Below are 25,833 nucleotides of genomic sequence, written 5' to 3'. Positions count from 1 at the left end.
CGCACCGACCACTAGGGTGGCGCCATGGGCAAGCAGGAAGACTTCGTTCTCCGCGCACTCGAAGAGCGCGACGTCCGGTTCGTCCGGCTCTGGTTCACCGACGTGCTCGGGTCCCTGAAGTCGGTCGCCGTCGCGCCGGCGGAGCTCGAGGGGGCCTTCTCGGAGGGCATCGGCTTCGACGGCTCGGCCATCGAGGGCTTCGCGCGGGTCTACGAGTCCGACATGCTCCTGCTGCCCGACGCCTCGACCTTCCAGATCCTCCCGTGGCGCGCGACGGGGCCCTCGACCGCCCGCATGTTCTGCGACGTCGTGATGCCGGACGGCAGCCCGTCGTACGCGGACCCCCGGTTCGTGCTCAAGCGCAACCTGGCGGCCGCGGCGGAGAAGGGCTTCACCTTCTACACGCACCCCGAGATCGAGTTCTACCTGCTCAAGGACATCCCCGAGGTCGGCGCCGACCCGGTGCCGGTGGACCGCACGGGGTTCTTCGACCACACGCCGCAGTCGATGGGCTCGGACTTCCGTCGCGAGGCCATCACCATGCTCGAGGCGATGGGCATCTCGGTGGAGTTCAGCCACCACGAGGGCGGGCCGGGGCAGCAGGAGATCGACCTGCGCTACGCCGACGCGCTGAGCACCGCGGACAACGTGATGACGTTCCGCACCGTCATCCGCGAGGTGGCGCTGAGCCAGGGCATCTGGGCGACCTTCATGCCCAAGCCGTTCACCTCCCACCCGGGCTCCGGCATGCACACGCACGTCTCGCTCTTCGAGGGTGACCGCAACGCGTTCTGGGAGGCGGGGGCGGAGTACCAGCTCTCCCGCACCGGCCGCCACTTCATCGCGGGCCTCATGCGCCACGCGGGCGAGATCACGGTCGTCACCAACCAGTGGGTGAACTCCTACAAGCGGCTGCTGTGGGGCGGCGAGGCGCCGTCGTACATCTGCTGGGGCCACAACAACCGCTCGGCGATGGTGCGCGTGCCGATGTACAAGCCGAACAAGAGCCAGTCGACCCGCGTCGAGCTGCGCACGATCGACCCGGCGTGCAACCCCTACCTGGCGTACGCCGTGGTGCTCGCCGCCGGCATGAAGGGCATCGAGAACGAGTACGAGCTGCCGCGCGAGGCCGAGGACGACGTCTGGTCGCTGACCGAGCGCGAGCGCAAGAGCCTCGGCATCGACCCGCTGCCGAAGACGCTGTCGGAGGCCATCACGATCGCGGAGTCGTCCGAGCTGCTGGCCGAGGCGCTGGGGGAGCACGTCTACGACTTCTTCCTGCGCAACAAGCGCGCCGAGTGGGAGGAGTACCGCACCCAGGTCTCCGCCTTCGAGCGCGACCGCATGCTGCCGGTCATCTGACCGGACCGGACCGCACCGTGAGCCGCGCCCGTCTCCTCGTCGTCCAGCACCAGGACGACTGCCCGCCGGCCCGCTTCGAGACGTGGCTGGCCGACGCCGGCTGCGCGCTCGACGTGCGCCACGCCGGTGACGGGGACCCGCTGCCGGCCGACCTCGCCGACGTCGACGGACTGCTGGTGCTGGGCGGCTCCCCGGGGGCGTACGACGACGCGGTGGCCCCGTGGCTCCCCGCGGTGCGGGCGCTGGTCGTCGACGCGGAGTCGCGCGGCGTGCCGACCCTGGGGATCTGCCTCGGCCACCAGCTCGCGGCCGTGGCGCTCGGGGGCAGCGTCGCGCGGGACCCGCAGGGGCAGACCTGGGGCCTGACCCCGGTGGGGTGGACCGCGGCGGCGGCCGACGACCCGCTGCTGGCGCCGGTCGTGGCCGCGCGGCCCGAGGCGCGGGCCGTCCATTGGAACAACGACGTCGTGACCCGCCTGCCGGCTGGCGCGACGATGCTCGCCACCGGCCCCGGCGCGCGGGTGCAGGCCGCCCGGCTCGCTCGCTCGGTGTGGGGCGTGCAGCTGCACCCCGAGGCCGACGGCGGCGTCGTGGAGTGCTGGGCGGCCGCGGAGGAGCCGGCGCACCCGGCCCGGGGCGTCCTCGGGCGCGACGTGCTGACCGCGATCGACGACGCGCACGACGAGCTCGGGGCCACGTGGGCGCCGCTCGCCGCGTCGCTCGCGCACCTCGCGGCACAGCGGGCGGCGGCTGCCCTCACGACCGCGTCGGGGGTGGGCTGAGTGGCTGAGCGGGCGCCGAGCCGCGCCACCCTGCTGCGGGCGGGCTTCGCCGACGTCGACGAGGCCGCGGCCCGGCTCGTCACGCTCGGCGCGCACGGTCCCGCCGTGCTCACGATCCTGGCGCGCACCGCCGACCCCGACACCGCGCTGGGGCAGCTCGTGCAGCTCGTGGAGCGGGTGGGAGAGCACGAGGTGGAGGGCGGCGCCGAGGCCCTCCTCGAGGCGCTGGCCGACGACGAGGGCACCGCGATGCGGCTGCTCACCGTGCTCGGGGCGAGCACGGCGCTGGGCGACCACCTGGCGCGCCACCCGGAGCAGTGGCGCGAGCTCACCGACCCGTACCTGGGCTCCACGCGGCCGGCCGCCTGGGCACTGCGCGAGAGCCTGCTGCTCGCGGTCGGAGCGGACCCGGCCGACGTCGACCCCGTCTCCGCCCTGCCCGGCCCCGACGCGGACCGGGCGGCGGTGGACGCGCTGCGGGTGGAGTACCGGCGCCTGCTGCTCCGCCTCGCGGCGCGCGACCTCGCCCACCACCTGGGTGTCGACGACGTGGCCGCCGAGCTGTCCGACCTGGCCTCGGCCACCCTCGAGGCGGGCCTCGCCGTGGCCCGCGCCCGCGTGGGGGAGGCGGCCGCGGACGTGCGGCTCGCCGTGATCGCGATGGGCAAGTGCGGCGGCCACGAGCTCAACTACGTCTCCGACGTCGACGTCGTCTTCGTCCACGAGCCCGCCGAGGGGGCCGACCCGGACGCGGCGGCCCGCGCGGCGACGAAGCTCGCCTCGCAGCTCATGCAGGTCTGCTCCGACCACACCGGCGAGGGCAGCATCTGGCCGGTCGACGCGAACCTGCGCCCCGAGGGCCGCCAGGGCCCGCTGACGCGCACGCTCGCGAGCCACGAGGGCTACTACGAGCGCTGGGCCAGCACCTGGGAGTTCCAGGCCCTGCTCAAGGCCCGCCCGGTGGCGGGCGACGCGGCGCTGGGTGCGGCGTACCTGCAGATGGCGCAGACGTTCGTGTGGCGCGCGGCCGAGCGCGAGAACTTCGTCACCGACGTGCGGGCCATGCGCCGCCGGGTGCTGGAGCACATCCCGTCGCGGGAGGCCGCGCGGCAGCTCAAGCTGGGCTCGGGCGGGCTGCGCGACGTCGAGTTCGCCGTGCAGCTCCTGCAGCTGGTGCACGGGCGCGGCGACGAGCGGATCCGCAGCCAGGCCACGCTGAGCGCGTTGGCCGAGCTGACGCGCGGTGGGTACGTCGGGCAGGAGGACGGGCGGGCGCTCCACGAGGCGTACGCGTTCCTGCGCACGCTGGAGCACCGCATGCAGCTGTGGCAGATGCGCCGCACCCACGTGGTCCCCGAGGACGAGGCCGACCTGCGCCGCCTCGGCCGCTCGATGGGCCACGCCCGCAACTCCGTGGTGGAGCTGGAGAAGGAGTGGCGCCACCACCGCCGCGAGGTGCGCCGCCTCCACGAGAAGATCTTCTACCGGCCGCTGCTCGAGGCGGTCGCGCGCATCCCGGGCGCCAGCGCCCGGCTCTCGCCCGAGTCGGCCGAGCAGCGGCTCGCCGCGCTCGGCTACCTCGACCCCGCGGCCGCCCTGCGCCACCTCGAGGCGCTCACCGCCGGCCTGTCGCGCACCGCCCGCATCCAGCGCACGCTCCTGCCGGTGCTGCTCGCCTGGTTCGCCGACGCCCCCGACCCCGACGCCGGCCTGCTCGGCTTCCGCCGCATCTCGGAGTCGCTGGGCTCCTCGCCGTGGTACCTCCGGCTGCTGCGCGACGAGGGCGAGGTGGCCGAGCGGCTCGCGCGGGTGCTCGCCACGTCCCGCTACGCCACCGACCTCCTCCAGCGCGAGCCCGAGGGCGTGCGGATCCTCGGGCAGGACCTCGCGCCGCTGAGCGCCGAGAGCCTCACCGCCGAGATGCTGTCGAGCGTGCGGCGCCACGACGACCTGGGTGCCGCGGTGCGTGCCGTGCGGGCGGTACGCCGGCGCGAGCTGTTCCGCATCTCCTGCGGCGAGCTGCTCGGCATCACCGACGTCGCCACCGTGGGCGCCGCCCTCTCGCGCCTCACCGACGCGACGCTCGAGGCGACGCTCGACGCGACGATGCGTGCCGTGGCCCGCACCCGCGGCCTCGACGAGCCGCCGACCCGGATGGCGATCGTGGCGATGGGCCGGTACGGCGGGTTCGAGCTCTCCTACGGCTCCGACGCCGACGTCGTGTTCGTCCACGAGCCCCTGCCCGGGCCCGACGGCGACGTCGACCCCGACCGCGCGGCCGCGGCGTCGTCGTACGCCCAGGCGGTGGTGGGCGAGCTGCGCAAGCAGCTCGGGGTGGCGGGCACCGACCCGCCCCTGGAGGTCGACGCGGACCTGCGGCCGGAGGGCAAGCAGGGGCCGCTGGTGCGCACGCTCGACTCGTACGCCGCGTACTACCGCCGCTGGTCGTCGGTGTGGGAGTTCCAGGCGCTGCTGCGGGCCGACGCCGTGGTGGGCGACGAGCGGCTGCGGGCGCGCTTCCACCAGCTGGTCGACCCCCTGCGCTTCCCCACCGACGGGCTCGACGAGGACGCGGTCGCCGAGGTGCGGCGCATCAAGGCGCGCGTCGACACCGAGCGGCTGCCGCGCGGCGCCGACCCCGCCACGCACCTCAAGCTCGGCCGCGGCGGCCTCGCCGACATCGAGTGGACCGTTCAGCTGCTGCAGATGCAGCACGCCGGGCGCGTGCCGGGCCTGCGCACGCCGCGCACCCTCGAGGCGCTGGACGCCGCGCGCGAGGCGGGGCTGCTGAGCGGCGAGGACGCCGAGACCCTCACCGAGGCGTGGCGGTTGGTGAGCCGGCTGCGCAACGCGGTCACCCTCGTGCGCGGCAAGCCGGCGGACCAGCTGCCCCGCGACATGCGCGAGCGGAGCGCGGTGGCCGAGGTGCTCGGCTACGCCACCGGTGAGGTCGACGCGATGGTCAACGACCACCTCCGCACCACGCGGCACGCGCGGGCGGTCGTCGACCGTGTCTTCTGGGGCTGACGCCGGCGCCCCGCCCGGCTCCCCGCCCGCTCCACCGCCGGGGTCCGCGGGCTGGCGCCGCCACCAGCGGCTCGCGCTGGCGGCCCTCGCCGCCGACGACGCCGCGAAGCGCGCCGCGGGCGTGCCGTCCCGCTCCTGGGTCGTGCTGCCGCCCGGCTCGGGCAAGACGTGGGTGGGCCTGGCCGTGGCCCGCGACGCGCTGGCGGCCGGCGAGGCCGAGCGGGTGGTCGTGCTGGCGCCCAACACGGCGATCCAGGGGCAGTGGGCCGCCGCGGCGCGGGCGTTCGGCCTCGACGTGGGCACCGACCGGTCGCTGGGCACGGCCCTGACCGCGCTGACCTACCAGTCCGTCGCCGTCTTCCGCTCCGACGACGGTGAGCCGGGGGAGCCGGGGGAGCCGGGGGAGCCGGAGGAGCCGGGGGAGCCGGGGGAGCCGGGTGAGCCGGGTGAGCCGGGTGACGCGGGGGACGACCTCGTGGCCCGGCTGCACCCCAACGGCGCCGACCTCGTCGAGCGCCTGGCCTCGGCGGGCCCGCTCCTGCTGGTCCTCGACGAGTGCCACCACCTGCTCGACCTGTGGGGCGAGCTGCTCGTCGCGCTGCTCGACCGGGTACCCGGCGCCCGCGTGCTCGGGCTGACGGCGACGCCCCGCGAGACGCTCTCCCGGGCCCAGGGCGCGGTCGTCGACACCCTCTTCGGTCCGGTGGCCTACGCCGCGAGCGTCCCGGCCGTCGTGCGCGAGGGCGACCTGGCCCCGTTCGCCGAGACCGCCTGGTTCACCACCCCGACCGCCGCGGAGCGCGACTGGCTGGCCGAGGGCGGCCTGCGCTTCGCGGAGCTGCGCTCGCTGCTGGAGGACCCGGGGTTCGGGACGACCCCGTTCCGCACGTGGCTGGAGCGCCGCTTCGTCGAGCCCACGCGGGCCGAGCGCCGGGTGGCGTGGTCGGGGCTGGCGCTGGCCGAGCCCCGGCTCGCCGACGCGGTCCTGCGCCTGGTGCACGCCGGTCTCCTCGACCTCCCCGAGGGGGCGCGGCCCCGGGAGGAGCACCGGGTGCCGCCGGACGTGGACGACTGGGTGCTGCTCCTCGACGACTGGCTGCGTCGCTGCGTGGTGCCGAGCGAGGACCCGGAGGACGCCCGCGTGCTGGAGGTGGTGCGCCGCACCCTGCCGGCGGTGGGCCGGGTGTGGACCCGCAACGGGGTACGGCGGGGCCGCAGCGTCGTCGACCGCGTGCTCGCCCGCTCCGAGGGCAAGGCCACGGCGACGGTGGAGATCGTCACCCACGAGGCCGCCGAGCTCGGCGACCGCCTGCGGCTGCTGGTGCTCTGCGACCACGAGAGCGCCACGGCGACGGTGCCGATGACCTTGCGCGGCGTCGTGGACGGCCGGGCGGGCTCGGCGTGGGCGATCCTCGACCGGCTCGCGGCCGACCCCGTGACGGCGGCGCTCGGTCCGCTGCTGGTGACCGCCCGCACCGTGGCGGGGGCGCCGGGGACGCTCGCCGGCCTGGCGGCGCACGTCGCGGCCCACGACCCCGACCTGGCGGCGACGCTGCGGGTCGAGCCGGTCGAGGACGGGACGCCCGAGGCGGGCAGCACGCCGCTGGCCCGGCTGGTCGGCACGACCGGCGCGTGGCGCAGCCGGCGCTGGGTGCGGGAGGTGACCGCCTGGTTCGAGGCGGGCGGCGGCCGGGTGCTGGTCGGCACCAAGGGCCTGCTCGGTGAGGGCTGGGACGCCCGGCGGGTCACCGGGGTCGTCGACCTGACGGCGGCGACGACGAGCCAGTCGGTCGTGCAGGTGCGCGGCCGGGCGCTGCGCACCGACCCCGCGTGGCCCGACAAGGTCGCCGTCAGCTGGACGGTGGTGTGCCTGGCGCCGGAGCACCCGCAGGGCGACGCGGACTGGCACCGCCTCGTGCGCAAGCACACCGGCTTCCTCGGCGTGGACGACGCGGGCGACGTCGTCGACGGGGTCGCCCACCTCGACCCGCTGCTCTCGCCGTACCGCCCGCCGCCCGTCGAAGACCTCGACCGCCTCAACGCCCGTGCGCGGGTCCGGGCCGCGGACCGGGCGGGGGTGCGGGAGAGGTGGCGGGTGGGGGAGCCGTACGACGACGTGGTCGGCACCGCGGTCCGGCTGCGGGGTCACCCGGGGGCGCCCGCCGGCGTGCTGCCGGTCGTGCCCGGGGGCGCGGGCGTGCTCGTCCTTGAGCCGCGGAGGGCCCCGGTGCTGGACGCGGACGCCGCGAGCGACGAGCGCGTGGCGCTGGGCCGCGACGCCGGCGCCGGGCTCGTCCTCGGCGGGGTCACGCTGGGCGGGGCGGCGCTGGCGGTCACCGGCAGCGAGACGGGGGTCGTCGCCGGCGCCGCTGCCGGCCTCCTCGCCGGCGTGGGGCACCACGTCGTACGACGGCGGGAGCGGTCGCGGCGCCGCGAGGTCCACGCGCGGGCGGTGCTCGCGCACGCCCGGAGCGCGCCGGCGGTGCACCAGGTGGCGGCGGCCGTGGCCGACGCCCTCCACGCCGCCGGGCTGGTGCCGGCCGGTGCCGACGCCGTCCGCGCCAGCGTGGATCCCGACGGCACCTACCGGGCGCGCCTGCTGCACGTCGACGAGGAGGCCTCGCGGACCTTCGCGACGGCGCTCGAGGAGGCCCTGGGGCCGGTCGAGCGGCCGCGGTACCTCGTCGCGCGACGGGTGCTGGGTCCGCCGCCGCCCGAGGGAGACCCCCGGCGGGTCCTGCGCCGCGCCGCCCGGGGCGAGGTCGACCACGACGGCGAGGTGTGGCACCCGGTGCCCGCCGTGCTCGGCAGCAACGCCGACCGTGCGGGCGCCTACGCCCGGGCGTGGGCGCACTGGGCCGGAGGGGAGCCGCGGGCGCTGTGGACGGGCTCGCCCGAGGGCACCGGCGTGCTCGCGGCGCAGCACGGCAGCGACCCGTTCCGGGTCTCCGCGGTGCTGCGGCGCCACTGGGGCTGACCGGGCGCTGGGCCCGCTCCCGTCCGGCCGCGTCCGGGGCCGGGACTGCACGGGAAGGCCGTTTGTGCGAGCATCGGCCCCGTGTCCCTGTCGCTCCGGCTGAACGTCTCCGTGACGGGCCCCCTCGACGCTCCGCCCGTGGTGTTCGTGCACGGGTTCGGCTGCGGCCAGCAGATGTGGCGTCGGGTGGCCCCCGCCGTCGCCGCCGACCACCGGGTCGTCCTCCTCGACCTGGTGGGCTCGGGCGCGTCGGACATGTCCGCCTACGACAGCGAGCGCTACGCCTCGCTCGACGGGTACGTCGACGACATCCTGGGCCTGCTGCGCGAGATGGACCTGTCCGACGTCGCGTTCGTCGGCCACTCGGTCTCCGCGATGATCGGGGTCCTGGCCCAGCTGCGGGCGCCGGAGCTCGTCTCCCGCCTGGTCCTGGTCGCCCCCTCCGCGCGGTACGTCGACGACGACGGCTACGTGGGCGGGTTCTCGGAGTCCGACATCGACGACCTGCTGCGGATGATGGACCACAACCACCTCGGGTGGCAGAACCCGCTGGCCGGCATCGTCGCCGGCAGCGGCCAGGGGGGCGACCCGGCGGCCGCCGCCGAGCTGGAGAGCAGCTTCTGCCGCACCCGGCCCGACATCGCCCACCAGTTCGCGACGGTCACCTTCCGGGGCGACAACCGCGCCGACCTGGCCGGGGTGGACGCCCCCACCCTCGTGCTGCAGTCCGCCATCGACGCGGTCGCACCGCCGAGCGCGGGCCGGTTCGTCCACGAGCAGATCGCCGGCTCCGTCTACGAGGTCATCGAGACGGTCGGGCACTGCCCGCACCTCACCGCACCCGCGGCCACCACCGACGCGATCCGGGCCTTCCTCACGGGGACGCCTGCGTGAGCGCTGCGCTCGACCCCCCGGATCCGCCGCGCTCGGCGGAACCCGACGGCGGTTGGGACGACTCCGGCGAGTGGTCCTTGTCCCCGTGCGCCCAGCTGGTCCTCGACGAGCACCTCACCATCCGGCGCGCCAACGCCGCGTTCGTCGACCTCGTCGGCTGCGACGGCACGGACCCGGCCGGTGAGCCGGCCGGGGCGCTCGCCGGGCGCTCCCTGCGGGACGTGGTCTCGGTGGGTGGCCGGATCCTCATCGAGACCCATCTCGTCCCCATGCTCCGCGAGACCGGTGCGGTGCGCGAGGTGTTCCTCGAGCTCGTCACGCCCGCCGGTGCCCGGGTGCCGGTGCTGCTGAGCGCCGTGCACCACGAGGCGGAGAACGGTGGCGGCACCGTCCGGGCGGCGGTCTTCGAGCTGCGCGACCGCAGCCGCTACGAGGCGGACCTCCTGCGGGCCACCCGGGCCGCGGAGGCGTCCCGCGCGGCCGCCGCCACCCTCGCCGCGACCCTCCAGGCCACGTTCGTCCCGCCCACGCCCCCGGCCGTGCCGAACCTCGACATCGCCGCGAGCTACCGGCCGGCGGGCGACGGCACCCTGGTCGGCGGCGACTTCTACGACGTGTTCCAGCTCGACGCCGACACGTGGGGCATCGTGCTGGGCGACGTCAGCGGCAAGGGCGCCTCCGCGGCCGCGGTCACCGCGATGGTGCGCTACACGGTGCGAGCACTGGCGATGCAGCACGAGGACCCGGCCCAGGCGCTCACCCTGCTGGACCTGGCCCTGCGCCGCGACCCCACGGGCCACTTCTGCACCCTCGTCCTGGCCCGGCTCGAGCGGCGCGCGGGGCACTGGCACCTGCGGCTCGCCCTCGCCGGGCACCCGGCGCCGCTGCTGCGCACCACCGACGGCCGCGTCGAGGAGCTCGGGACCTACGGCACGCCGGTGGGGCTGATGGACCGCACGGAGTTCCACACGGTCGAGCACCTCCTCACCGACGAGACGCTCACCTTCTACACCGACGGCGTCACCGAGGCCCAGGGCGTGGGCGGGCTGCTCGGCGAGGAGCACCTCGCCCGGCTGATCGCCGAGGCCGCCCACGACGCGGGCGCCATCACCGCGGCCGTCACCGACGCCGCGCTGGCGTACCAGGGAGGGGTCACGGCCGACGACATCGCCGTGGTCACCCTCGCGCCCACCTGAGCGGTCCTGAGCCCCGTCGCGCCGTGACCGCCGCCGCACCCGCGACTTCGGAGGGTGCTGGGGTCGGATCGTAGGGTGGCCGACCGTGACCGACGCCGACCTCCCGCTCCCTCCCGAGGCCCCCTGGGCCACGGGTCCCTCCGCTCGGCCGGGGGTCGCGGAGGGCGAGGTCGAGGACCACTGGGCCGACCTGCGGGACGCGCACCCCGACGAGGCGCCGATCGTCCCGGTGGACGCCTCGCGCGTCGCCGTCGTCCTGGTCGCCCACGACGGCGCGGCCTGGCTGCCCACGGTCCTCGAGGGCCTCGCCGCCCAGACCGTGCGTCCCGGGCGGGCGCTGGCCGTCGACACCGGCAGCACCGACGGCAGCGGCACGCTCCTCGACGCCGCGTTCGGGCACGCGCAGGTGCTCGAGGCCCCGGCCACCGCTTCGTACGGCGAGGCCGTCGACCTCGCGCTGGCCCGGCTCCAGGAGAGCGGCGCCGGCGGGGCGGACGTCGAGTGGGTCTGGCTGCTCCACGACGACGCGGCCCCGGCGCCCACCGCGCTGCAGCGGCTCCTGGAGTGCGCCACCGTCACCCCCGACGTCGACGCCGTCGGTCCGAAGCTGCGCGAGTGGCCCTCGCTGCGCCGCCTGCTCGAGGTGGGCGTGACGGTCAGCGGCACGGCCCGCCGCGAGACGGGGCTGGAGCGCGGGGAGTACGACCAGGGCCAGTACGACGTCTCCCACCGCGTGCTCGCGGTCAACAGCGCCGGCATGCTCGTGCGCCCCGCCCTGCTGCACGACCTCGGCGGCTTCGACCCCGCGCTGCCCGTGCTGGGCGCCGACCTCGACCTGGGCTGGCGCGCGGCCGCCGCGGGGCGCCGGATCGTCGTGGCCCCCGAGGCCGTCGTCTTCCACGCCGAGGCGGGCCACCGCGGGCTGCGTCGCAGCAGCGTCGCCGGCCGCCACGTCCACCAGGCCGAGCGCCGCGCCCTGCTCCGCGTCGTCCTCGCGAACTGCTCGACCCGCCGCTTCGTGCCCACCTACCTGCGCCTCGTGCTCGGCGGTCTGTTGCGCGCCCTCGGCTTCCTGCTGACCCGCCGCCCGGCGACCGCGCTCGACGAGCTCGTCGCGCTGGCGGTCGTCTGCGGCCGGCCCGGGGAGCTGCGCCGGGCGCGGGCGACGCGTCGTACGACGCGGACGGTGCCCGACGCCGAGGTGCGACCGCTGCTGGCGCCCTGGTGGTTGCCCTACCGCCACGGCCTCGACGCGGTGGGGGAGGTCGTGGGCGCGCTGACGACCCACGCCGCCGACGTCGCCGACCGGCGCCGCGACGCCCGGGCGGCCGCCGAGCGGGAGCGGGCCGCCGCGGGCCGCTCCGGCACCCGTGCGGCCGTGCCGGCCGCGCAGGAGGACGAGCTCGCCGCCGAGAGCGGCTGGCTGGTGCGTTACGTGACGAGCCCCGTCGCGCTGGCGGTCACCGCCGCCGTCGTGCTCTGCCTGGTGGGCGCGCGTGCCGCGATCGGCGGGATCTCGGGCGGCGCGCTGGCGCCCGTGCCCGGCACGACCGGCGCGTGGTGGACCCTCCACCTCGCCTCGCAGCTGCCCATCGGCACGGGTAGCGAGGTGCCCGCGCCGCCGTACGTCGCGCCCCTGGCCCTGCTCGCCTGGCTGCTCCCCGGTGGGCCGGCGGCCACCGTCTCCCTGCTGCTCGTGCTGTCGGTGCCGTTCGCGCTGTGGGGGGCGTGGCGCCTGCTCGGCGTCGCCGGCCGGTTGCTCGACCCCCGCGGCACCTCGCCCTGGCTGCTCGGCGTCGGCGCCCTCACGTACGCACTCCTGCCCGTCACGTCCGGCGCCTGGGCCCAGGGCCGGTTCGGGGTGGTGTGGGCGGCGGCCCTGCTGCCGTGGTGCGTCCACGCGGCCCTCGGCTTCGCCGACCCCGAGCGGGAGCGCCGCTGGCGGGCCGGCTGGCGCACGGGACTGCTGCTGACCCTCGTCGTCGCGCTCGTCCCGTTCGCGTGGTGGCTCGCCGCCGGGGTGCTGCTCGTCGTGACCGCGTTCGCCCTGCTGGCCGGCGGTGCCCGCGCGCTCCGCGACCGCGCGGTGCTGTCCGGCACCGTCGCGCCCGTCGCCGTCGCGCTGGCGACCCCGCTCGTGCTCCTCGCACCCTGGCTGGTGCCGACCCTCCTCCACGGCGACCTCGTCGCGCTCGTCGGCGAGGCCGGCCGCCTGCCCTACGACGTGCTCGCGCCAACCGACCTGCTGGCGCTGCGCCTCGACGCGGGGGCGGCGGCCGCGTGGCCGGCGTACCTGCTGCTGGGTGCCGCGCTGCTCGCCCTCGCGGTGCCCGCGAGCCGCATCGCCGTCGTCGGCTGCTGGGCCGTCGCCGTCGCCGTCCTCGCGCCGGCCGCCGTGCTGGCCCTGCCGACGTTCGACCTGGCCGCGGGCGAGACCCCGGCCGCCGTCGGCTTCGTCGTCGTCGTCGTCGGCGGGGCGGCGGTGGCCGCCGCCGTGCTGGGCGCCCAGGGGCTCCCGGCCTCCCTGCCGCGGGCGGGCGGGGCCGTACGACGGGCGGCCACCCTCGTCCCGCTGCTCGTGCTCGCCGTGGTCCCCGTCGTGGGGCTCGCCTGGTTCGTCGGGCCCGGGGCGGACATCGTCGCGGACGACCGCGACAGCGCCATCCCCGCCTACATGGCGCAGCGCTCGGAGGAGTCGCCGTCGTACGGCGTGCTCGTGCTCGACGGCACGGTGCGCGGCGGTCTCACCTTCGAGGTGCGTCGCGAGGACGGCCTGCGCCTAGGTGAGGAGGAGGTCGCCGCGCTGACGCCGGCCGACGCCGCGTTCGCCGACGACGTGCGCACCCTCGTCTCGGAGCCGACCGAGGAGGCGGTGGACCGGCTGCGGGCCGCAGGCGTCGCGTACGTCGTGCAGGCCGCGCCGGGCGACCCCGCCATCCGCGCCACCCTCGACTCCGTGGCCGGCCTCCAGCCGGCGAGCGGCGCCGAGGGCGGCGCCCGGGCCTGGGAGCTCGTCGACCCGCCGGCGCAGGACGCCGTGGCGCCGGCAGGCACCGACCTGCTGCGCGGCCTGCTGCTCGCCCTGCAGGTCGTCGCCGTCCTGGTCGTCCTCGTCATGGCGGGCCCCAGCCGACCCGCGGGCGACCGCGCACGTGAGGAGGAGCGGGCATGACCGAGACCCCCGAGACCCCCGAGACCCCCGGGACCACCGAGACCCCCGGGACCGCCGAGACCCCCGGGACCCCCGGGACCCCCGGGACCCCCGGGACCACCGGCCGGGCGGGGGGCCGCCGCCGCGCGGCCCCCACGACCGAGCGTCGCCGCCGGCTCGACCCGGTCGTGCTCGCCGCCGTCGTGCTCCCCGTCGTGGCCCTCGGCCTCGGTGCGGCCGTGCGCGTCGGCGCGCCCACCCCGCCCGCGACGGCCCCCGACACGCAGGTCCGCACCGCGGCCACCCTCGTCTGCCCCTCCGCCGGGGTCGCCGCCGGGACCGACGGCGACCTCGACGCGCTCGTGCCCGACGCCGGCACCGTGCGCGCCGCCACCGGCCCCGCCGTCGCCGGGGCGGGCGTCGAGCTCGACGGCGAGGAGGTCCCCGTCGCCGACGGAGCGGTCACGACCACGTCGACCGGTGCGGCGACCACCGTCCGCGCGTCCGGCGAGGCCGCCCCCGGGCTGGTCGCCGCCCGGTACGACGGCACGGGCGGCGCCGGCCGCACCTGCCGCGCCCCCGACACCGGCGGGTGGTTCGTCGGCCTCGGTGCCGGCGCCGACCGCGCGTCGGTGCTCGAGCTGACCAACCCCGACGCCGGCACGGCCGTCGCGGCCGTCACCGTGCTCGGCGAGACCGGGCCCGTCGACGTCGAGGCCGCCCGCTCGGTCGTCGTCGGGGCGGGGGAGACCCGTCGCCTGGACCTCGGTGCCCTGGCCCCGACCCGCGGCGAGCTCGGCCTGCGGGTCGAGGTCACCCGGGGGCGCCTCGCGCTCGGCGCCCTGCAGACCACCCGGCCGCTCGACGGCACCGCCGGCGGCTCCACCTGGGCGCCGCTGCAGCCGGTCGCCGCCCCGACCACGACGCTCCTCGGGCTGCCCGGCGACGCGACCACGGCCCGCACCCTCGTGGTCGCGAACCCGGCCGACGCGCAGGTGCAGGTCGAGGTCGACCTGCTGGGCGCGGACGGCGGCTACCGGCCCGCCGGGGTCGAGCCCGTCGTCGTCGCGCCCCGCTCGGTGGCCACGCTGGACCTGACCGCCGCCGTCGCCGACGGGCTGGCCGAGGGCGCCGGGGGCGCGCTCGGCGTGCGGGTCGTCGCCACCGGCGACGTCGCCGCCACCCTGCGCTCGGGCACGGGGGCCGACGAGGTCGCCGCCGTCCCGGCCGCCACCCTCGCGACGGGCACGGCGCTGCTCCCGCCGCAGCCGGGCGCCGCCCGCCTCGTGCTGTCGAAGGACGCCGGGGACGACACCGGGGAGGACGCGGCGACGCCCACGACGGTCGTGGCCCGCGCGGAGGACGGCTCGGAGCTGCTGCGCGAGGACGTCGACCTGGCCCGGGGCGCGTCGATCGCCGTCGAGGTCCCGGCGGGCGCGGCGCGGGTGGACGTGGAGTCCGCCGACGGCGCGGTGCGCGGGGCGGTCGCCGTGACCGTCGGCGCCCGCACCAGCGTGCTCGCGCTCGCGCCGGCCGTGCCGGAGGACCTGGTCGCCGTGGTGCGCCGCGCCTGGCCGTGAGCCACGACCGGGCTCGGGCGACCCGCCCGGGTCAGGCGTCCGGGTCGTAGCCGGGGTCGATGGTGTCCGGCGTGGTGCCGAGCAGCTCGGCGAGCAGCTCGGCGACGACGCGCCGCACGAGCTCCTCCAGGTCGGTGCGCGACTCGCTGCGCCGTTCGAGGGGGCGGCGGAACAGCACGATGCGGTGGGGCTGACCGGCCCGGGCGCGCACGAGCGAGCCGAGGGGCACGTCGTCGTCCCAGTCGTCGGGCAGGAGCGGCATCTCCTCCACGGCGTACTCGAGCTCCCCGAGCGCCGCGAGGTGCGCGTGCCACGGGGCATCGACCGCCGAGACGACCGCGAGCACGACGGCGTCGAAGCGCTCGCCGGGCGTGGGCCGGGCCCGGCGCACACCGGGGACGGTGCCGACCTGGGGACCGCGGCCCCCGCGACCGTGCCGGTCGCGCCGCCGTACGGGTCGTGCCGCCTCGTCCACCGAATCTCCCTCCGACCACCGCGAGCCTAGTCGGGTGCGTCGGCGGCCCGGAGTACCGTCCTGCCCCGTGAGGTCTGCCCGTCGTTGTTCGCGCACCGCCTGCGGTCGTCCCGCGGCGATGACGCTCACCTACGTCTACTCCGACCAGACCGCCGTGCTGGGGCCGCTCTCGACGACGGCGGAGCCCCACGCCTACGACCTGTGCGAGCAGCACAGCGAGCGGCTCTCCGCGCCGCGCGGCTGGGAGGTCCTCCGCCTGGCGAACGTGCCGGTGGCCTCGGGCCCGTCCGACGACGACCTCCTCGCGCTGGCCGACGCCGTGCGCGAGGCCGCGGTGCGCCCGGCGCCGGCTCCGAGCCGCCCGCCGCACGTCGTCGGCCCGCAGGGCCGCGACGAGCCGTTCGACCAGGAGCGCCGCCCGTCCGCGCCCCCGTCGGCGACGGGGCCGGCCGATCCCCGCGACCCCCTCGACCCGCGCGAGGCCCCCGGCCGTCCCACCCGGCACGGCGCGCCCGCGCGACGCGGGGGGCACCTGCGGGTGCTCGACACCGACCCCACCCTGCTCTGAGCCCGGGGCCGCTGTCCGGCCTGCCGCCCGGCTTCCGGCGTACCGCCGGTGCGCGGGACGCTAGGCTCCGGGGCATGGCGCCCAGCGGAACGCTCGACCCCTCCAACCTCACCGCCGTCTTCAAGGCGTACGACGTCCGGGGCACCGTGCCCGACCAGCTCGACGAGGAGTTCGCGCGCCGCGTCGGCGCCGCCTTCGTGCAGGTCACCGGTGCTCCCACGGTCGTCGTCGGCCACGACATGCGGCCCTCGTCCCCGGGCATGGCCGGGGCCTTCGCGCAGGGCGCGGCCGACCAGGGCGCCGACGTCGTCCTCATCGGCCTCGCGTCCACCGACCAGCTCTACTTCGCGTCGGGCCACCTGGGCCACGCCGGGGCGATGTTCACCGCCAGCCACAACCCGGCGCAGTACAACGGCATCAAGATGTGCCGCGCCAACGCGGTCCCGATCGGCACCGACACGGGCCTGGCCGAGATCCGCGACCTCGTCGCCGGCGAGGAGCCCGCCCCGGCCACCCGCACGGGCAGCATCACGGAGCACGACGTGCTCGCGGCGTACGCCGCCCACCTGCTGTCCCTCGCGCCCGTCACCGGCCGCCGGCTCAAGGTGGTCGTCGACGCCGGCAACGGCATGGCCGGCCTCACCGCGCCCGCCGTCTTCGAGCGCCTCGGCACCGACGCGGTCGAGATGGTGCCCCTGTACTTCGAGCTCGACGGCACGTTCCCCAACCACGAGGCCAACCCGATCGACGCGGAGACCCTCGTCGACCTCCAGGCCCGCGTGGTGGCCGAGCAGGCCGACATCGGGCTCGCCTTCGACGGCGACGCCGACCGCTGCTTCCTCGTCGACGAGAACGGCCGCGCCGTCTCGCCCTCGACGCTCACCGCCCTCATCGCGGACCGCGAGCTGGCCCGGGTGCCCGGCTCGAAGGTGATCCACAACCTCATCACCTCGAAGGCCGTGCCGGAGATCGTGGCGGAGAAGGGCGGCACCCCCGTCCGCACCCGGGTGGGCCACTCCTACATCAAGGCGACCATGGCCGAGACCGACGCGGTCTTCGGCGGCGAGCACAGCGGCCACTTCTACTTCCGCGACTTCTGGCGCGCCGACTCCGGCATGCTCGCCGCGCTGCACGCGCTCGCGGCGCTGGCCGGAACCGACGTCACGCTGTCCCAGCTGCTCGCCGAGTACGAGCGCTACCCCATGAGCGGCGAGATCAACTCCACGGTCGCCGACCAGGCGGCGGTGATCGCCGAGCTGCGCCGCACGTTCGGCGAGCAGCCGGACGTCACGATCGACGAGCTCGACGGCCTCACGTTCGACGCCCCCGACTGGTGGTTCAACGTCCGGGCGTCCAACACCGAGCCGCTGCTGCGCCTCAACGTGGAGGGCAAGGACGAGGCCACGATGGCCCGGGTCCGCGACGAGGCCCTGGCGGTGATCCGCCGATGAGCGTCGACCCCACCCTGCTGCGCATCGTCGTGTGCCCCGCGTGCCACGGCACGCTCGAGGAGCGCGACGTCGACACCACCGGGGGAGCCGCGGCCGACCTCGGCAGCCCCTCCGACGAGAGCACGTTGGTCTGCACCGCCTGCGGCTACGTCTACCCGGTCCGCTCCGGCATCCCCGTGCTGCTCGTCGACGAGGCGCGCCGCCCGGCCTGAGGTGGCCGGTCCGGAGGCGGTGACGACGATGTGGTTCGACGAGTCCCGGCTGGACGACGAGCGGGCGCTGGCGGGTGCCGACGCCCGGCTCCGCGCGCTGGCCGAGTCCGGTGCGCGGGTCCGCCGCGAGGCGCAGGCGGCGGCCGAGGCCGTCGACGGTCGCGTGCAGGAGGCCCGGGAGCGTCCCCGCCCCCGGGCCGTCGTGGCGGCCGGTGCGGAGGCCCGGCTGCTGCGCGCGGTGCTCGAGGCCGGCTGCCCCGTGCCGCTCGTCGCCTGGTCCGGCCCCGGCCTGCCGGGCTGGACGGGCAGCCTCGACCTCGTCGTCGTGCTCGCCCCGGGCGGTGACGACGTCGCCGCCGCCGGCACCGTGGCCGAGGCGGTACGGCGGGGCGCCGACGTGCTCGTGGCCTGCCCGCCCGCCTCGCTCGTCGCCGACCACGCGAACGGGCGCGACGTCGTGCTGCTGCCCACCACCAGCGGCGACCCCCTGGCCGCGGCCGTCGTCGCCCTCGACTTCCTCGCCGGTGCCGGTCTCGGTCGCAGCACCGACCCCGAGGTGGTGGCCGTGGCGCTCGACGACGTCGCGGTGCGCTGCTCGCCGTACCGGGACATCGCCGGCAACCCGGCGAAGGAGGCGGCCATCGGGCTCGCCGACGCCGTCCCGCTGGTGTGGGGCGGCACGCCCCTGGCCGCCCGTGCGGCCCGGCGCGTGGCCGAGGCGCTCCGGGCCGGTTCCGGTCGCGCCGCGCTCGCGGGCGACGCCGAGCAGCTGCTGCCCGTGCTCGAGGCGGCGCGCCCACGCGACGTCTTCGCCGACCCGTTCGACGGCGACGGCGGGGCGAGCCGGCCGGTCCTCCTCGTCCTCGACGACGGCTCCGACGACCCGCGGGTCCGCGAGCAGGCCGGGCACCTGCGGGCCGTGGCGGCCGCCCACGACGTGCGCGTCGTCGAGCTGCGCCACGACGACGGGGGAGAGGTGGCCCGCTACTCGTCCCTGCTGCTGCAGGGCCGGTACGCCGCGGCGTACCTCGGGCTGGGGCTCGTCCCCGCCTGACGCGTCCCGCCCTGGGGCGTCCCTCCCGACGTGGCCCGACGCGTCGCGCGCCGACGGGCACCGGTCACGCCGGGGTCCCACTAGGCTGCTCGACGTGACGACCTCGACGACCTCCCTCCTCCCTGGGGCCCGCCGGTGAGCGGCGGCCTCTTCGCCCTGCTCGACGACGTCGCGGCGCTCGCGCGCCTCGCGGCGGCCTCGATCGACGACGTGGGTGCCGCGGCCGGCCGCGCGAGCGTGAAGGCGGCCGGGGTCGTCGTCGACGACACCGCCGTCACGCCGCAGTACGTGCAGGGCGTCGCGGCCGAGCGGGAGCTGCCCATCGTGCGGCGCATCGCCGTCGGGTCGCTGCGCAACAAGCTGCTGATCATCCTGCCGGCGGCCCTGCTGCTCAGCCAGTTCCTGCCCTGGCTGCTGACGCCGATCCTCATGGCCGGCGGCGCCTTCCTCTGCTACGAGGGCGCCGAGAAGATCTGGGAGAAGGTCAGCGGGCACGGCGCTCACGGCGCCGACGTGATCGAGGCGGGCCCGGACGCCGAGGGCAAGCTCGTCGCCGGCGCGATCCGCACGGACCTGATCCTCTCGGCCGAGATCATGGTGATCTCGCTCAACGAGGTGAGCGACGAGCCGTTCCTCTCCCGCGCCGCGATCCTCGTCGTGGTCGCCCTCGGGATCACCGCGCTCGTCTACGGCGTCGTCGCGCTCATCGTGAAGACCGACGACGTCGGCCTGCGTCTCGCGCAGCGCCCCTCGCGTGCGGCGCAGACCATCGGCAACGGGATGGTCAAGGCCATGCCGAAGGTGCTGACCGTCATCTCCGTCGTCGGCACCGCCGCGATGCTGTGGGTGGGCGGCCACATCCTGCTCGTCGGGGTCGACGACCTCGGCTGGCACGCGCCGTACGGCCTCGTGCACCACCTCGAGGAGGACGTCCACCACGCCCTGGGGGCGCTGGGCGCCGTGGGCGGCTGGCTGACCAACACGGCGGCCTCCGCGGTGGTCGGGCTCGTGGTCGGCGCGGTCGTCGTCGCCGTGCTGCACCTGGTGCCCCGCCGCGGCGGCAAGCACGGCGGTGACACGGCCCACGCGGATTCGGGATCGGCGCCCGACGCGTCCTAGGCTCGACCGCGTCCGCGTGGGAGAACCCACAGAGCGCAGATGCGCGACGCAGACCTGGCTCCACCCGTTCGAGGAGACACCCGATGGACTACAAGGTCGCCGACCTCTCCCTGGCCGACTTCGGCCGCACCGAGATCACCCTCGCCGAGCACGAGATGCCCGGTCTCATGGCCATGCGCGAGCGCTACGGCGACGCGAAGCCGCTCGCCGGCGCGAAGATCGCCGGCTCGCTGCACATGACGGTGCAGACCGCCGTCCTCATCGAGACGCTCACGGCGCTCGGCGCCGACGTCCGCTGGGCCTCCTGCAACATCTTCTCGACGCAGGACCACGCCGCGGCCGCGATCGTCGTGGGCCGCGAGGGCACCGTCGAGGAGCCCGCCGGCGTCCCCGTGTTCGCCTGGAAGGGCGAGACGCTGGAGGAGTACTGGTGGTGCACCCAGCAGATCCTCCTCTGGCCGAACGGCGAGAAGGCCAACATGATCCTGGACGACGGTGGCGACGCCACCCTGCTCGTCCACCTCGGCGTCGAGGCCGAGAAGAAGGGCGAGGCGCCCGACCCGGCCTCCGCCACCAGCGCCGAGCAGCGGATCATCTTCGAGGTGCTGCAGGCCTCCCTCGCCGAGAGCGAGGACCGCTGGACCCAGGTCGCCGCCGAGATCAAGGGCGTCACCGAGGAGACCACCACGGGCGTCCTGCGCCTCTACGACATGATGCGCGAGGGCTCGCTGCTCTTCCCGGCCATCAACGTCAACGACTCGGTCACCAAGTCGAAGTTCGACAACAAGTACGGCTGCCGCCACTCGCTCATCGACGGCATCAACCGCGCCACCGACGTCCTCATCGGCGGCAAGGTGGCCGTGGTCTGCGGGTACGGCGACGTCGGCAAGGGCTGCGCGGAGTCGCTGCGCGGCCAGGGCGCCCGCGTCATCGTCACCGAGATCGACCCCATCTGCGCGCTGCAGGCCGCGATGGACGGCTACCAGGTCTCCGCGCTCGACTCGGTCATCGACACCGCCGACATCATCATCACGGCGACCGGCAACAAGGACGTCGTCACCGTCGAGCAGATGGCGAGGATGAAGCACCAGGCGATCCTGGGCAACATCGGCCACTTCGACAACGAGATCGACATGGCCGGCCTGGAGTCCCTCGAGGGCGTCAAGCGCAAGAACGTGAAGCCGCAGGTCGACGTCTGGACCTTCCCGGAGGACCAGGGCGGCCGCTCCATCATCGTGCTGTCCGAGGGTCGCCTGATGAACCTCGGCAACGCGACGGGCCACCCCTCGTTCGTCATGTCGAACTCCTTCACCAACCAGGTGCTGGCGCAGATCGAGATCTTCACCAAGCCGGAGGAGTACCCGGTCGGCGTCTACGTGCTGCCGAAGCACCTCGACGAGGAGGTCGCGCGCCTGCACCTCGCAGCGCTCGGCGTCGAGCTGACCACGCTCACCGACTCCCAGGCGGCGTACCTCGGCGTCGACGCCGCGGGGCCCTACAAGTCGGAGCACTACCGCTACTGAGCCACCCGGGGGCCCTCCTCGGGCCCCCACCGAGCCCCCACCGGCTCGCACGCGCGCGGCACCGTCGTCCCGGAGCACCCGGGTACGGCGGTGCCGTCGCCGTTCCTGCGCCGTCATACTGGTCGTCGTGACCAACGAACGAGGCGTGGCCGCGGGCGCACCGGTCGAGGCGGACAGCCGCGGCCGGGTGCTCGTCGTCGACGACGACGCCTCCCTGGCCGAGATGCTGACGATCGTGCTGCGCCAGGAGGGCTTCGAGCCGGCGGTGTGCCTGCGCGGCGACGAGGCCCTCGACGCGTTCCGCGCGTTCCGGCCCGACGTGCTCCTGCTCGACCTGATGCTGCCGGGCAAGGACGGCATCGACGTCTGCAAGGAGGTGCGCGCCGAGTCGGGCGTGCCGATCGTCATGCTGACCGCGAAGGGCGACACCGTCGACGTCGTGGTGGGCCTCGAGTCGGGGGCCGACGACTACGTCGTGAAGCCGTTCAAGCCGAAGGAGCTCGTGGCGCGCATCCGCGCCCGGGTGCGCCGCGCGGAGGCCCCCGCCCAGGAGACGCTGGGCATCGGCGACCTCACCATCGACGTCGCCGGCCACCAGGTGACCCGCGCCGGGGTGCCGATCAACCTGACGCCGCTCGAGTTCGACCTGCTCGTCTGCCTGGCCCGCCGGCCGTGGCAGGCCTTCAGCCGCGAGGTGCTGCTGGAGGAGGTGTGGGGCTACCGCCACGCGGCCGACACCCGCCTCGTCAACGTGCACGTGCAGCGGCTGCGCTCGAAGGTCGAGCACGACCCCGAGCGCCCCGAGATCGTCCTGACCGTGCGCGGCGTCGGCTACAAGGCCGGTCCGTCCTGATCCCCGCCCGCCCCGGCCCGGCCCGGAGCGCGTCGTGCTGAGACCGGAGCGGCGCCGACCCCGTGGGCGCGACGTCACCGCCGCCCTGGGGCGTGCGCTCACGGTGTGGCGGCGCTCGGTGGCGGCGCGCGTGGTGGTCAGCACCGTCCTGCTCTCCGGGCTCGTGGTCGGCGGCGTCAGCTGGCTGCTCGTCGCGCAGATCCGCGAGGGCCTGCTCGACAGCCGCGTCCAGGCCGCGACCGCCGAGGCGGAGGACGAGACGACCCAGGCGGGCGAGCGCCTGCTCACGTCGTCGGGCTCCGACTTCGACGTCGCCGCCCAGCTCGACCAGGTCGCGGCGCCGCTCAACCAGCGGGGCGCGGTGCGGGGCTACGAGGTGCTCCTCGTGCGCTCCGACGTCGCGCTCACGCAGCCGCTCGACGAGGTCGGGTCGGTGTCGTCCCCGGGCGTCGACGCCGACAGCATCCCGACCTCGCTGCGCGAGCACTTCCTCTCCGACGGCCAGCTCGCGTGGACCTGGACGCGGATGCCGGTCGCCGACGAGAGCGGCGGGACCACCTCGGTCCCGGCGATCGTGGTCGGCACCCAGCTGCGCATCCCGGCGGACGACGGTCCCTACACGCTCTACTTCCTCTTCCCGCTGACGCAGGAGGAGGAGACGCTGGCCCTCGTGGCCCGCTCGACGGTGCTGGCCGCCGCGCTGCTGGTCGTGCTCATCGGCGGCGTCTCCTGGGTGGTCGCGCGCCAGGTGGTCACACCCATCCGGATGGCCCGGCGTGTCGCCGAGCGGCTCGCCTCGGGGCGGCTGCAGGAGCGCCTGCGGGTGACGGGGGAGGACGACCTCGGCCGGCTCGCGTCGTCGTTCAACCAGATGGCGTCGAACCTGCAGCGCCAGATCCAGCAGCTCGAGGAGCTCAGCCGCGTCCAGCGCCGGTTCGTCGCCGACGTGTCCCACGAGCTGCGCACGCCGCTGACGACGGTGCGGATGGCCGGCGACGTCCTCCACGACGCCCGCGGCGACTTCGACGCCCCGACCGCCCGGGCCGCCGAGCTCCTGCAGGTGGAGCTCGACCGGTTCGAGCGCCTCCTGGGCGAGCTGCTGGAGATCAGCCGGTACGACGCGGGAGCCGTCGCCCTGGAGGTGGAGGACGTCGACCTGCGGCAGGTGGCCCGCCGCGTCGTCGACCAGACCGCGAGCCTCGCGCTCAGCTCCGGCGTGCACGTGCGGGTCGTGGAGCCCGCCCGCCGGTGCCGGGCCGAGGTGGACCCGCGGCGCATCGAGCGCATCGTCCGCAACCTCGTCACCAACGCCATCGACCACGCCGAGTCCCGCGACGTCGTCGTCTCGGTCGACGCCGACGACCACAGCGTCGCCATCGCCGTGCGCGACCACGGCGTCGGCCTGGCCCCGGGGGAGTCGGCGATGGTGTTCAACCGGTTCTGGCGCGCCGACCCCGCGCGCGCCCGCACGACGGGCGGCACCGGCCTGGGCCTGTCGATCGCCCTGGAGGACGCGCACCTGCACGGGGGCTGGCTGCAGGCGTGGGGCACGCCGGGCGGCGGGTCCCAGTTCCGCCTCACCGTGCCGCGCCGGGCCGGTGACCAGCTGAGCCACAGCCCCATCCCGCTGCTGCCCGCCGACGCGGAGCCGGCCCGGTGAGGCGGGTCGCGGCGTCCCCCGCCCTGCTGCTCGCGCTGCTGCTGACCGTGGTGCTGGCCGCCGGGTGCGTCCGGCTGCCCGACTCCGGCGAGGTGACGGTGCCGACGGAGCGGCCGGGGCAGGGGGCCACGGCGGGTCTCGACTACGTGCCGCCGGGGCCCACACCGGGGGAGTCGCCCGACGAGATCGTCGCCCACTTCCTGGGGGCGATGCGGGCGACCTCGCGCCAGACCAGCGTGGCCCGCTCGTTCCTCACCGAGGAGGCGGCCGGCTCGTGGGCGCCGGAGGACCGCACGATCGTCTACGAGGACCTCGGCCGGCCGACCGGCGGGTCGCGCGTCACGACGCGGCTCGAGGGCGTCGCCGAGCTCGACGCCCGCGGGCAGTGGGTGGACGACCCGGCGTCGGCGTCGCGGACGCTGACGTTCGAGCTCGCGCCCGAGGACGGGGAGTGGCGCATCGCGACGCTCCCCGACGCCCTCGTGGTGCCCCGCTCGTGGTTCGAGGCCCGCTACCAGCCCGTCGACCTGTACTTCCTCGACCCCTCGGGCCGCATCCTCGTGCCGACGCCGGTGTTCCTGCCCGCGGGCTCGCAGCTGCCGGCCCGCACCGTGGCGGCCCTGCTGCAGGGCCCCCCGCCCGGCAGCGAGGGCGTGGTGACCACCGCGCTGGGCGCGGCGGCGCACCCGGGGCTGTCCGTCGAGGTCTCGGCCACCGGCGTCGCCGACGTGCGGCTGCCCTCGGACGCGGAGACCGGGGACGACGGGAACGGCGCGACCGGCGGGAACCGGGACGACGCGGAGGGCACCGGGGGCGCCGGGGGCACCGGGGGCACCGGGGCGGGCACGTTCGCCGACGGCCTCAGCGAGGCCATGGTCGCCCAGCTGGCCTGGACCCTGCGGCAGCTGCCGTCGGTGGCCCGCGTGCGGGTCAGCGTCGACGGCGTTCCGCTGCGGGTGCCCGACGGCGAGGACTCCTTCGCGGTGGGCGCCGGGGAGCGGTTCGGACCCGGCGCGGTGGGCGCCGACCCCGACCTCTTCGCCCTCACGCCGGAGGGCGCGGTGGTGCGCGTCCGGGAGCGGCGGGTGCAGCCCGTGCCGGGCACGGAGGCGCTGCAGGCCGCGGGCGTGCGCACCTTGTCGGTGAACCTGTACGGCGACCGCGTGGCCGGGCAGGCCGGCGACCGGGTGCTGCTCACCTCGCTGGACGAGCCGGACACCCCGCCCGTGGAGGTCGCGGCGGCCGGCGAGGCCGTGCTGGCGTGGGACTTCGCCGACCGCACCTGGGTGCTCGACGGCGGCGACCGGGCCCGCGTGCGCGTCGTCAACCAGGGCAGCGTCGAGGCGGTCAGCGTCCCCGGCGTCACCGGCGAGCGCGCCACCCGGCTGCTCGTGTCCCGGGACGGCTCCCGGCTCGTGGCCGTCGTCGGGGAACCGGGGGAGCAGCGCGTCGTCGTCGCCCGCGTGCGGTACGACGAGCGCGGCGGCGTCGTGGGCGTCCTCCCGGCCACCGCCGTGCTCGACCTGGGCCGGGAGGGGGCTGCCGATCCCGGCACGACGGACGCCGGCACCGCGGCCCCGGCCACCACCGGCGTGGTGCGCGACGTGGGCTGGCGCTCGCCGACGGGTCTCGTGGTGCTGACGGGCCTCGGGGACGACCTCGTGGAGCTGCGCCAGCTGCCCGTCGACGGCGCCCCGGTCGCCACCAGCGCGGCCACCCTCCTGGTGACGACCGCCCAGCGCCTGGTCGCCTCCAGCGCACCGGGCAGCGACCTGCTCCTCGTCGGCCCCGGGGGCGTCGAGGCGTACGACGGCGAGCGCATCACCGGCGTCGACGCGGTCCCCGACGTCGCCGCGCTGACCTACGTGGGCTGACCCGCCGCACCCTCGTCCTCCACAGGCGGCGCGACGACCGGTGGCCCGGGCCCCGCGCCGGTGGTGGGATCGCGA

The 25,833-nt window shown here is 76.4% G+C and carries 18 protein-coding genes; 17 read left to right on the top strand and 1 reads right to left on the bottom strand.

Translation table 11 applies throughout. The features are described from left to right. Positions 1–24: 24 nt before the first annotated feature. The 8 genes from ACOACO_RS13940 to ACOACO_RS13905 all read left to right on the top strand — a co-directional run bounded on the left by ACOACO_RS13940 (position 25) and on the right by ACOACO_RS13905 (position 14,969). Positions 25–1,362, top strand: coding sequence for a glutamine synthetase family protein (locus ACOACO_RS13940; protein WP_420296876.1), 1,338 nt, complete (start codon positions 25–27; stop codon positions 1,360–1,362). A gap of 17 nt (positions 1,363–1,379) precedes the next feature. After that, positions 1,380–2,144: a type 1 glutamine amidotransferase gene (locus ACOACO_RS13935; protein ID WP_420296875.1), complete on the top strand. Its 765-nt coding sequence runs from the start codon at positions 1,380–1,382 to the stop codon at positions 2,142–2,144. Beyond that, positions 2,145–5,171, top strand: a complete 3,027-nt coding sequence (locus ACOACO_RS13930) for a bifunctional [glutamine synthetase] adenylyltransferase/[glutamine synthetase]-adenylyl-L-tyrosine phosphorylase (RefSeq protein WP_420296874.1) — start codon at positions 2,145–2,147, stop codon at positions 5,169–5,171. Further along, positions 5,155–8,148 (top strand): DEAD/DEAH box helicase family protein, encoded by a 2,994-nt coding sequence (locus ACOACO_RS13925; protein ID WP_420296873.1) that lies wholly within the window; start codon positions 5,155–5,157, stop codon positions 8,146–8,148. The genes ACOACO_RS13930 and ACOACO_RS13925 overlap by 17 nt, the downstream gene beginning before the upstream one ends. An 81-nt stretch (positions 8,149–8,229) precedes the next feature. Then, positions 8,230–9,042 (top strand): alpha/beta fold hydrolase, encoded by an 813-nt coding sequence (locus tag ACOACO_RS13920; protein WP_420296872.1) that lies wholly within the window; start codon positions 8,230–8,232, stop codon positions 9,040–9,042. After that, the gene (locus ACOACO_RS13915; protein ID WP_420296871.1) at positions 9,039–10,238 is read left to right on the top strand and encodes a SpoIIE family protein phosphatase; all 1,200 of its coding nucleotides are present in this window, start codon (positions 9,039–9,041) and stop codon (positions 10,236–10,238) included. Before ACOACO_RS13920 ends, ACOACO_RS13915 begins: the two co-directional genes overlap by 4 nt. Before the next feature lie 85 nt (positions 10,239–10,323). After that, positions 10,324–13,410 carry a glycosyltransferase gene (locus ACOACO_RS13910; RefSeq protein WP_420296870.1) on the top strand — a complete coding sequence of 1,029 codons (3,087 nt, stop codon included), beginning with the start codon at positions 10,324–10,326 and terminating at the stop codon, positions 13,408–13,410. Next, a complete protein-coding gene (locus tag ACOACO_RS13905) occupies positions 13,407–14,969 on the top strand; it encodes a DUF5719 family protein (RefSeq protein ID WP_420296869.1) in 1,563 nt (520 codons plus the stop codon). Before ACOACO_RS13910 ends, ACOACO_RS13905 begins: the two co-directional genes overlap by 4 nt. Positions 14,970–15,000: 31 nt before the next feature. Here the strand turns inward: ACOACO_RS13905 and ACOACO_RS13900 are convergent, their stop codons facing one another. Next, complete coding sequence (locus ACOACO_RS13900; protein ID WP_420296868.1) at positions 15,001–15,360, bottom strand: metallopeptidase family protein; 360 nt, start codon at positions 15,358–15,360, stop codon at positions 15,001–15,003. A gap of 151 nt (positions 15,361–15,511) precedes the next feature. Between ACOACO_RS13900 and ACOACO_RS13895 the strand changes: the two genes are divergently transcribed. The 9 genes from ACOACO_RS13895 (at position 15,512) to ACOACO_RS13855 (ending at position 25,758) form a co-directional block, all read left to right on the top strand. Then, positions 15,512–16,012 (top strand): DUF3499 domain-containing protein, encoded by a 501-nt coding sequence (locus ACOACO_RS13895; protein ID WP_420296867.1) that lies wholly within the window; start codon positions 15,512–15,514, stop codon positions 16,010–16,012. Between the two features lie 74 nt (positions 16,013–16,086). Next, positions 16,087–17,463 (top strand): phosphomannomutase/phosphoglucomutase, encoded by a 1,377-nt coding sequence (locus ACOACO_RS13890; RefSeq protein ID WP_420296866.1) that lies wholly within the window; start codon positions 16,087–16,089, stop codon positions 17,461–17,463. After that, the gene (locus ACOACO_RS13885) at positions 17,460–17,675 is read left to right on the top strand and encodes a Trm112 family protein (RefSeq protein WP_420296865.1); all 216 of its coding nucleotides are present in this window, start codon (positions 17,460–17,462) and stop codon (positions 17,673–17,675) included. The genes ACOACO_RS13890 and ACOACO_RS13885 overlap by 4 nt, the downstream gene beginning before the upstream one ends. Before the next feature lie 28 nt (positions 17,676–17,703). Continuing rightward, a complete protein-coding gene (locus ACOACO_RS13880) occupies positions 17,704–18,729 on the top strand; it encodes an SIS domain-containing protein (protein WP_420296864.1) in 1,026 nt (341 codons plus the stop codon). A 135-nt stretch (positions 18,730–18,864) separates the two neighbouring features. Continuing rightward, positions 18,865–19,848, top strand: a complete 984-nt coding sequence (locus tag ACOACO_RS13875; RefSeq protein WP_420296863.1) for a DUF808 domain-containing protein — start codon at positions 18,865–18,867, stop codon at positions 19,846–19,848. 83 nt (positions 19,849–19,931) lie between these two features. Beyond that, the gene (gene ahcY / locus ACOACO_RS13870) at positions 19,932–21,371 is read left to right on the top strand and encodes an adenosylhomocysteinase (protein WP_420296862.1); all 1,440 of its coding nucleotides are present in this window, start codon (positions 19,932–19,934) and stop codon (positions 21,369–21,371) included. Between the two features lie 145 nt (positions 21,372–21,516). Next, complete coding sequence (gene mtrA / locus ACOACO_RS13865) at positions 21,517–22,224, top strand: MtrAB system response regulator MtrA (protein ID WP_420297239.1); 708 nt, start codon at positions 21,517–21,519, stop codon at positions 22,222–22,224. Between the two features lie 130 nt (positions 22,225–22,354). After that, positions 22,355–23,884 carry an MtrAB system histidine kinase MtrB gene (mtrB, locus tag ACOACO_RS13860; RefSeq protein ID WP_420296861.1) on the top strand — a complete coding sequence of 510 codons (1,530 nt, stop codon included), beginning with the start codon at positions 22,355–22,357 and terminating at the stop codon, positions 23,882–23,884. Further along, positions 23,881–25,758: a hypothetical protein gene (locus ACOACO_RS13855; protein ID WP_420296860.1), complete on the top strand. Its 1,878-nt coding sequence runs from the start codon at positions 23,881–23,883 to the stop codon at positions 25,756–25,758. Before mtrB ends, ACOACO_RS13855 begins: the two co-directional genes overlap by 4 nt. Positions 25,759–25,833 lie beyond the last annotated feature (75 nt).

Source organism: Nocardioides sp. CPCC 205120, from assembly GCF_048654585.1.
Lineage (GTDB): Bacteria > Actinomycetota > Actinomycetes > Propionibacteriales > Nocardioidaceae > Nocardioides.
Note: the sequence above shows the minus strand (reverse complement) of the source record. Positions and strands in the feature narration are given on the sequence as shown.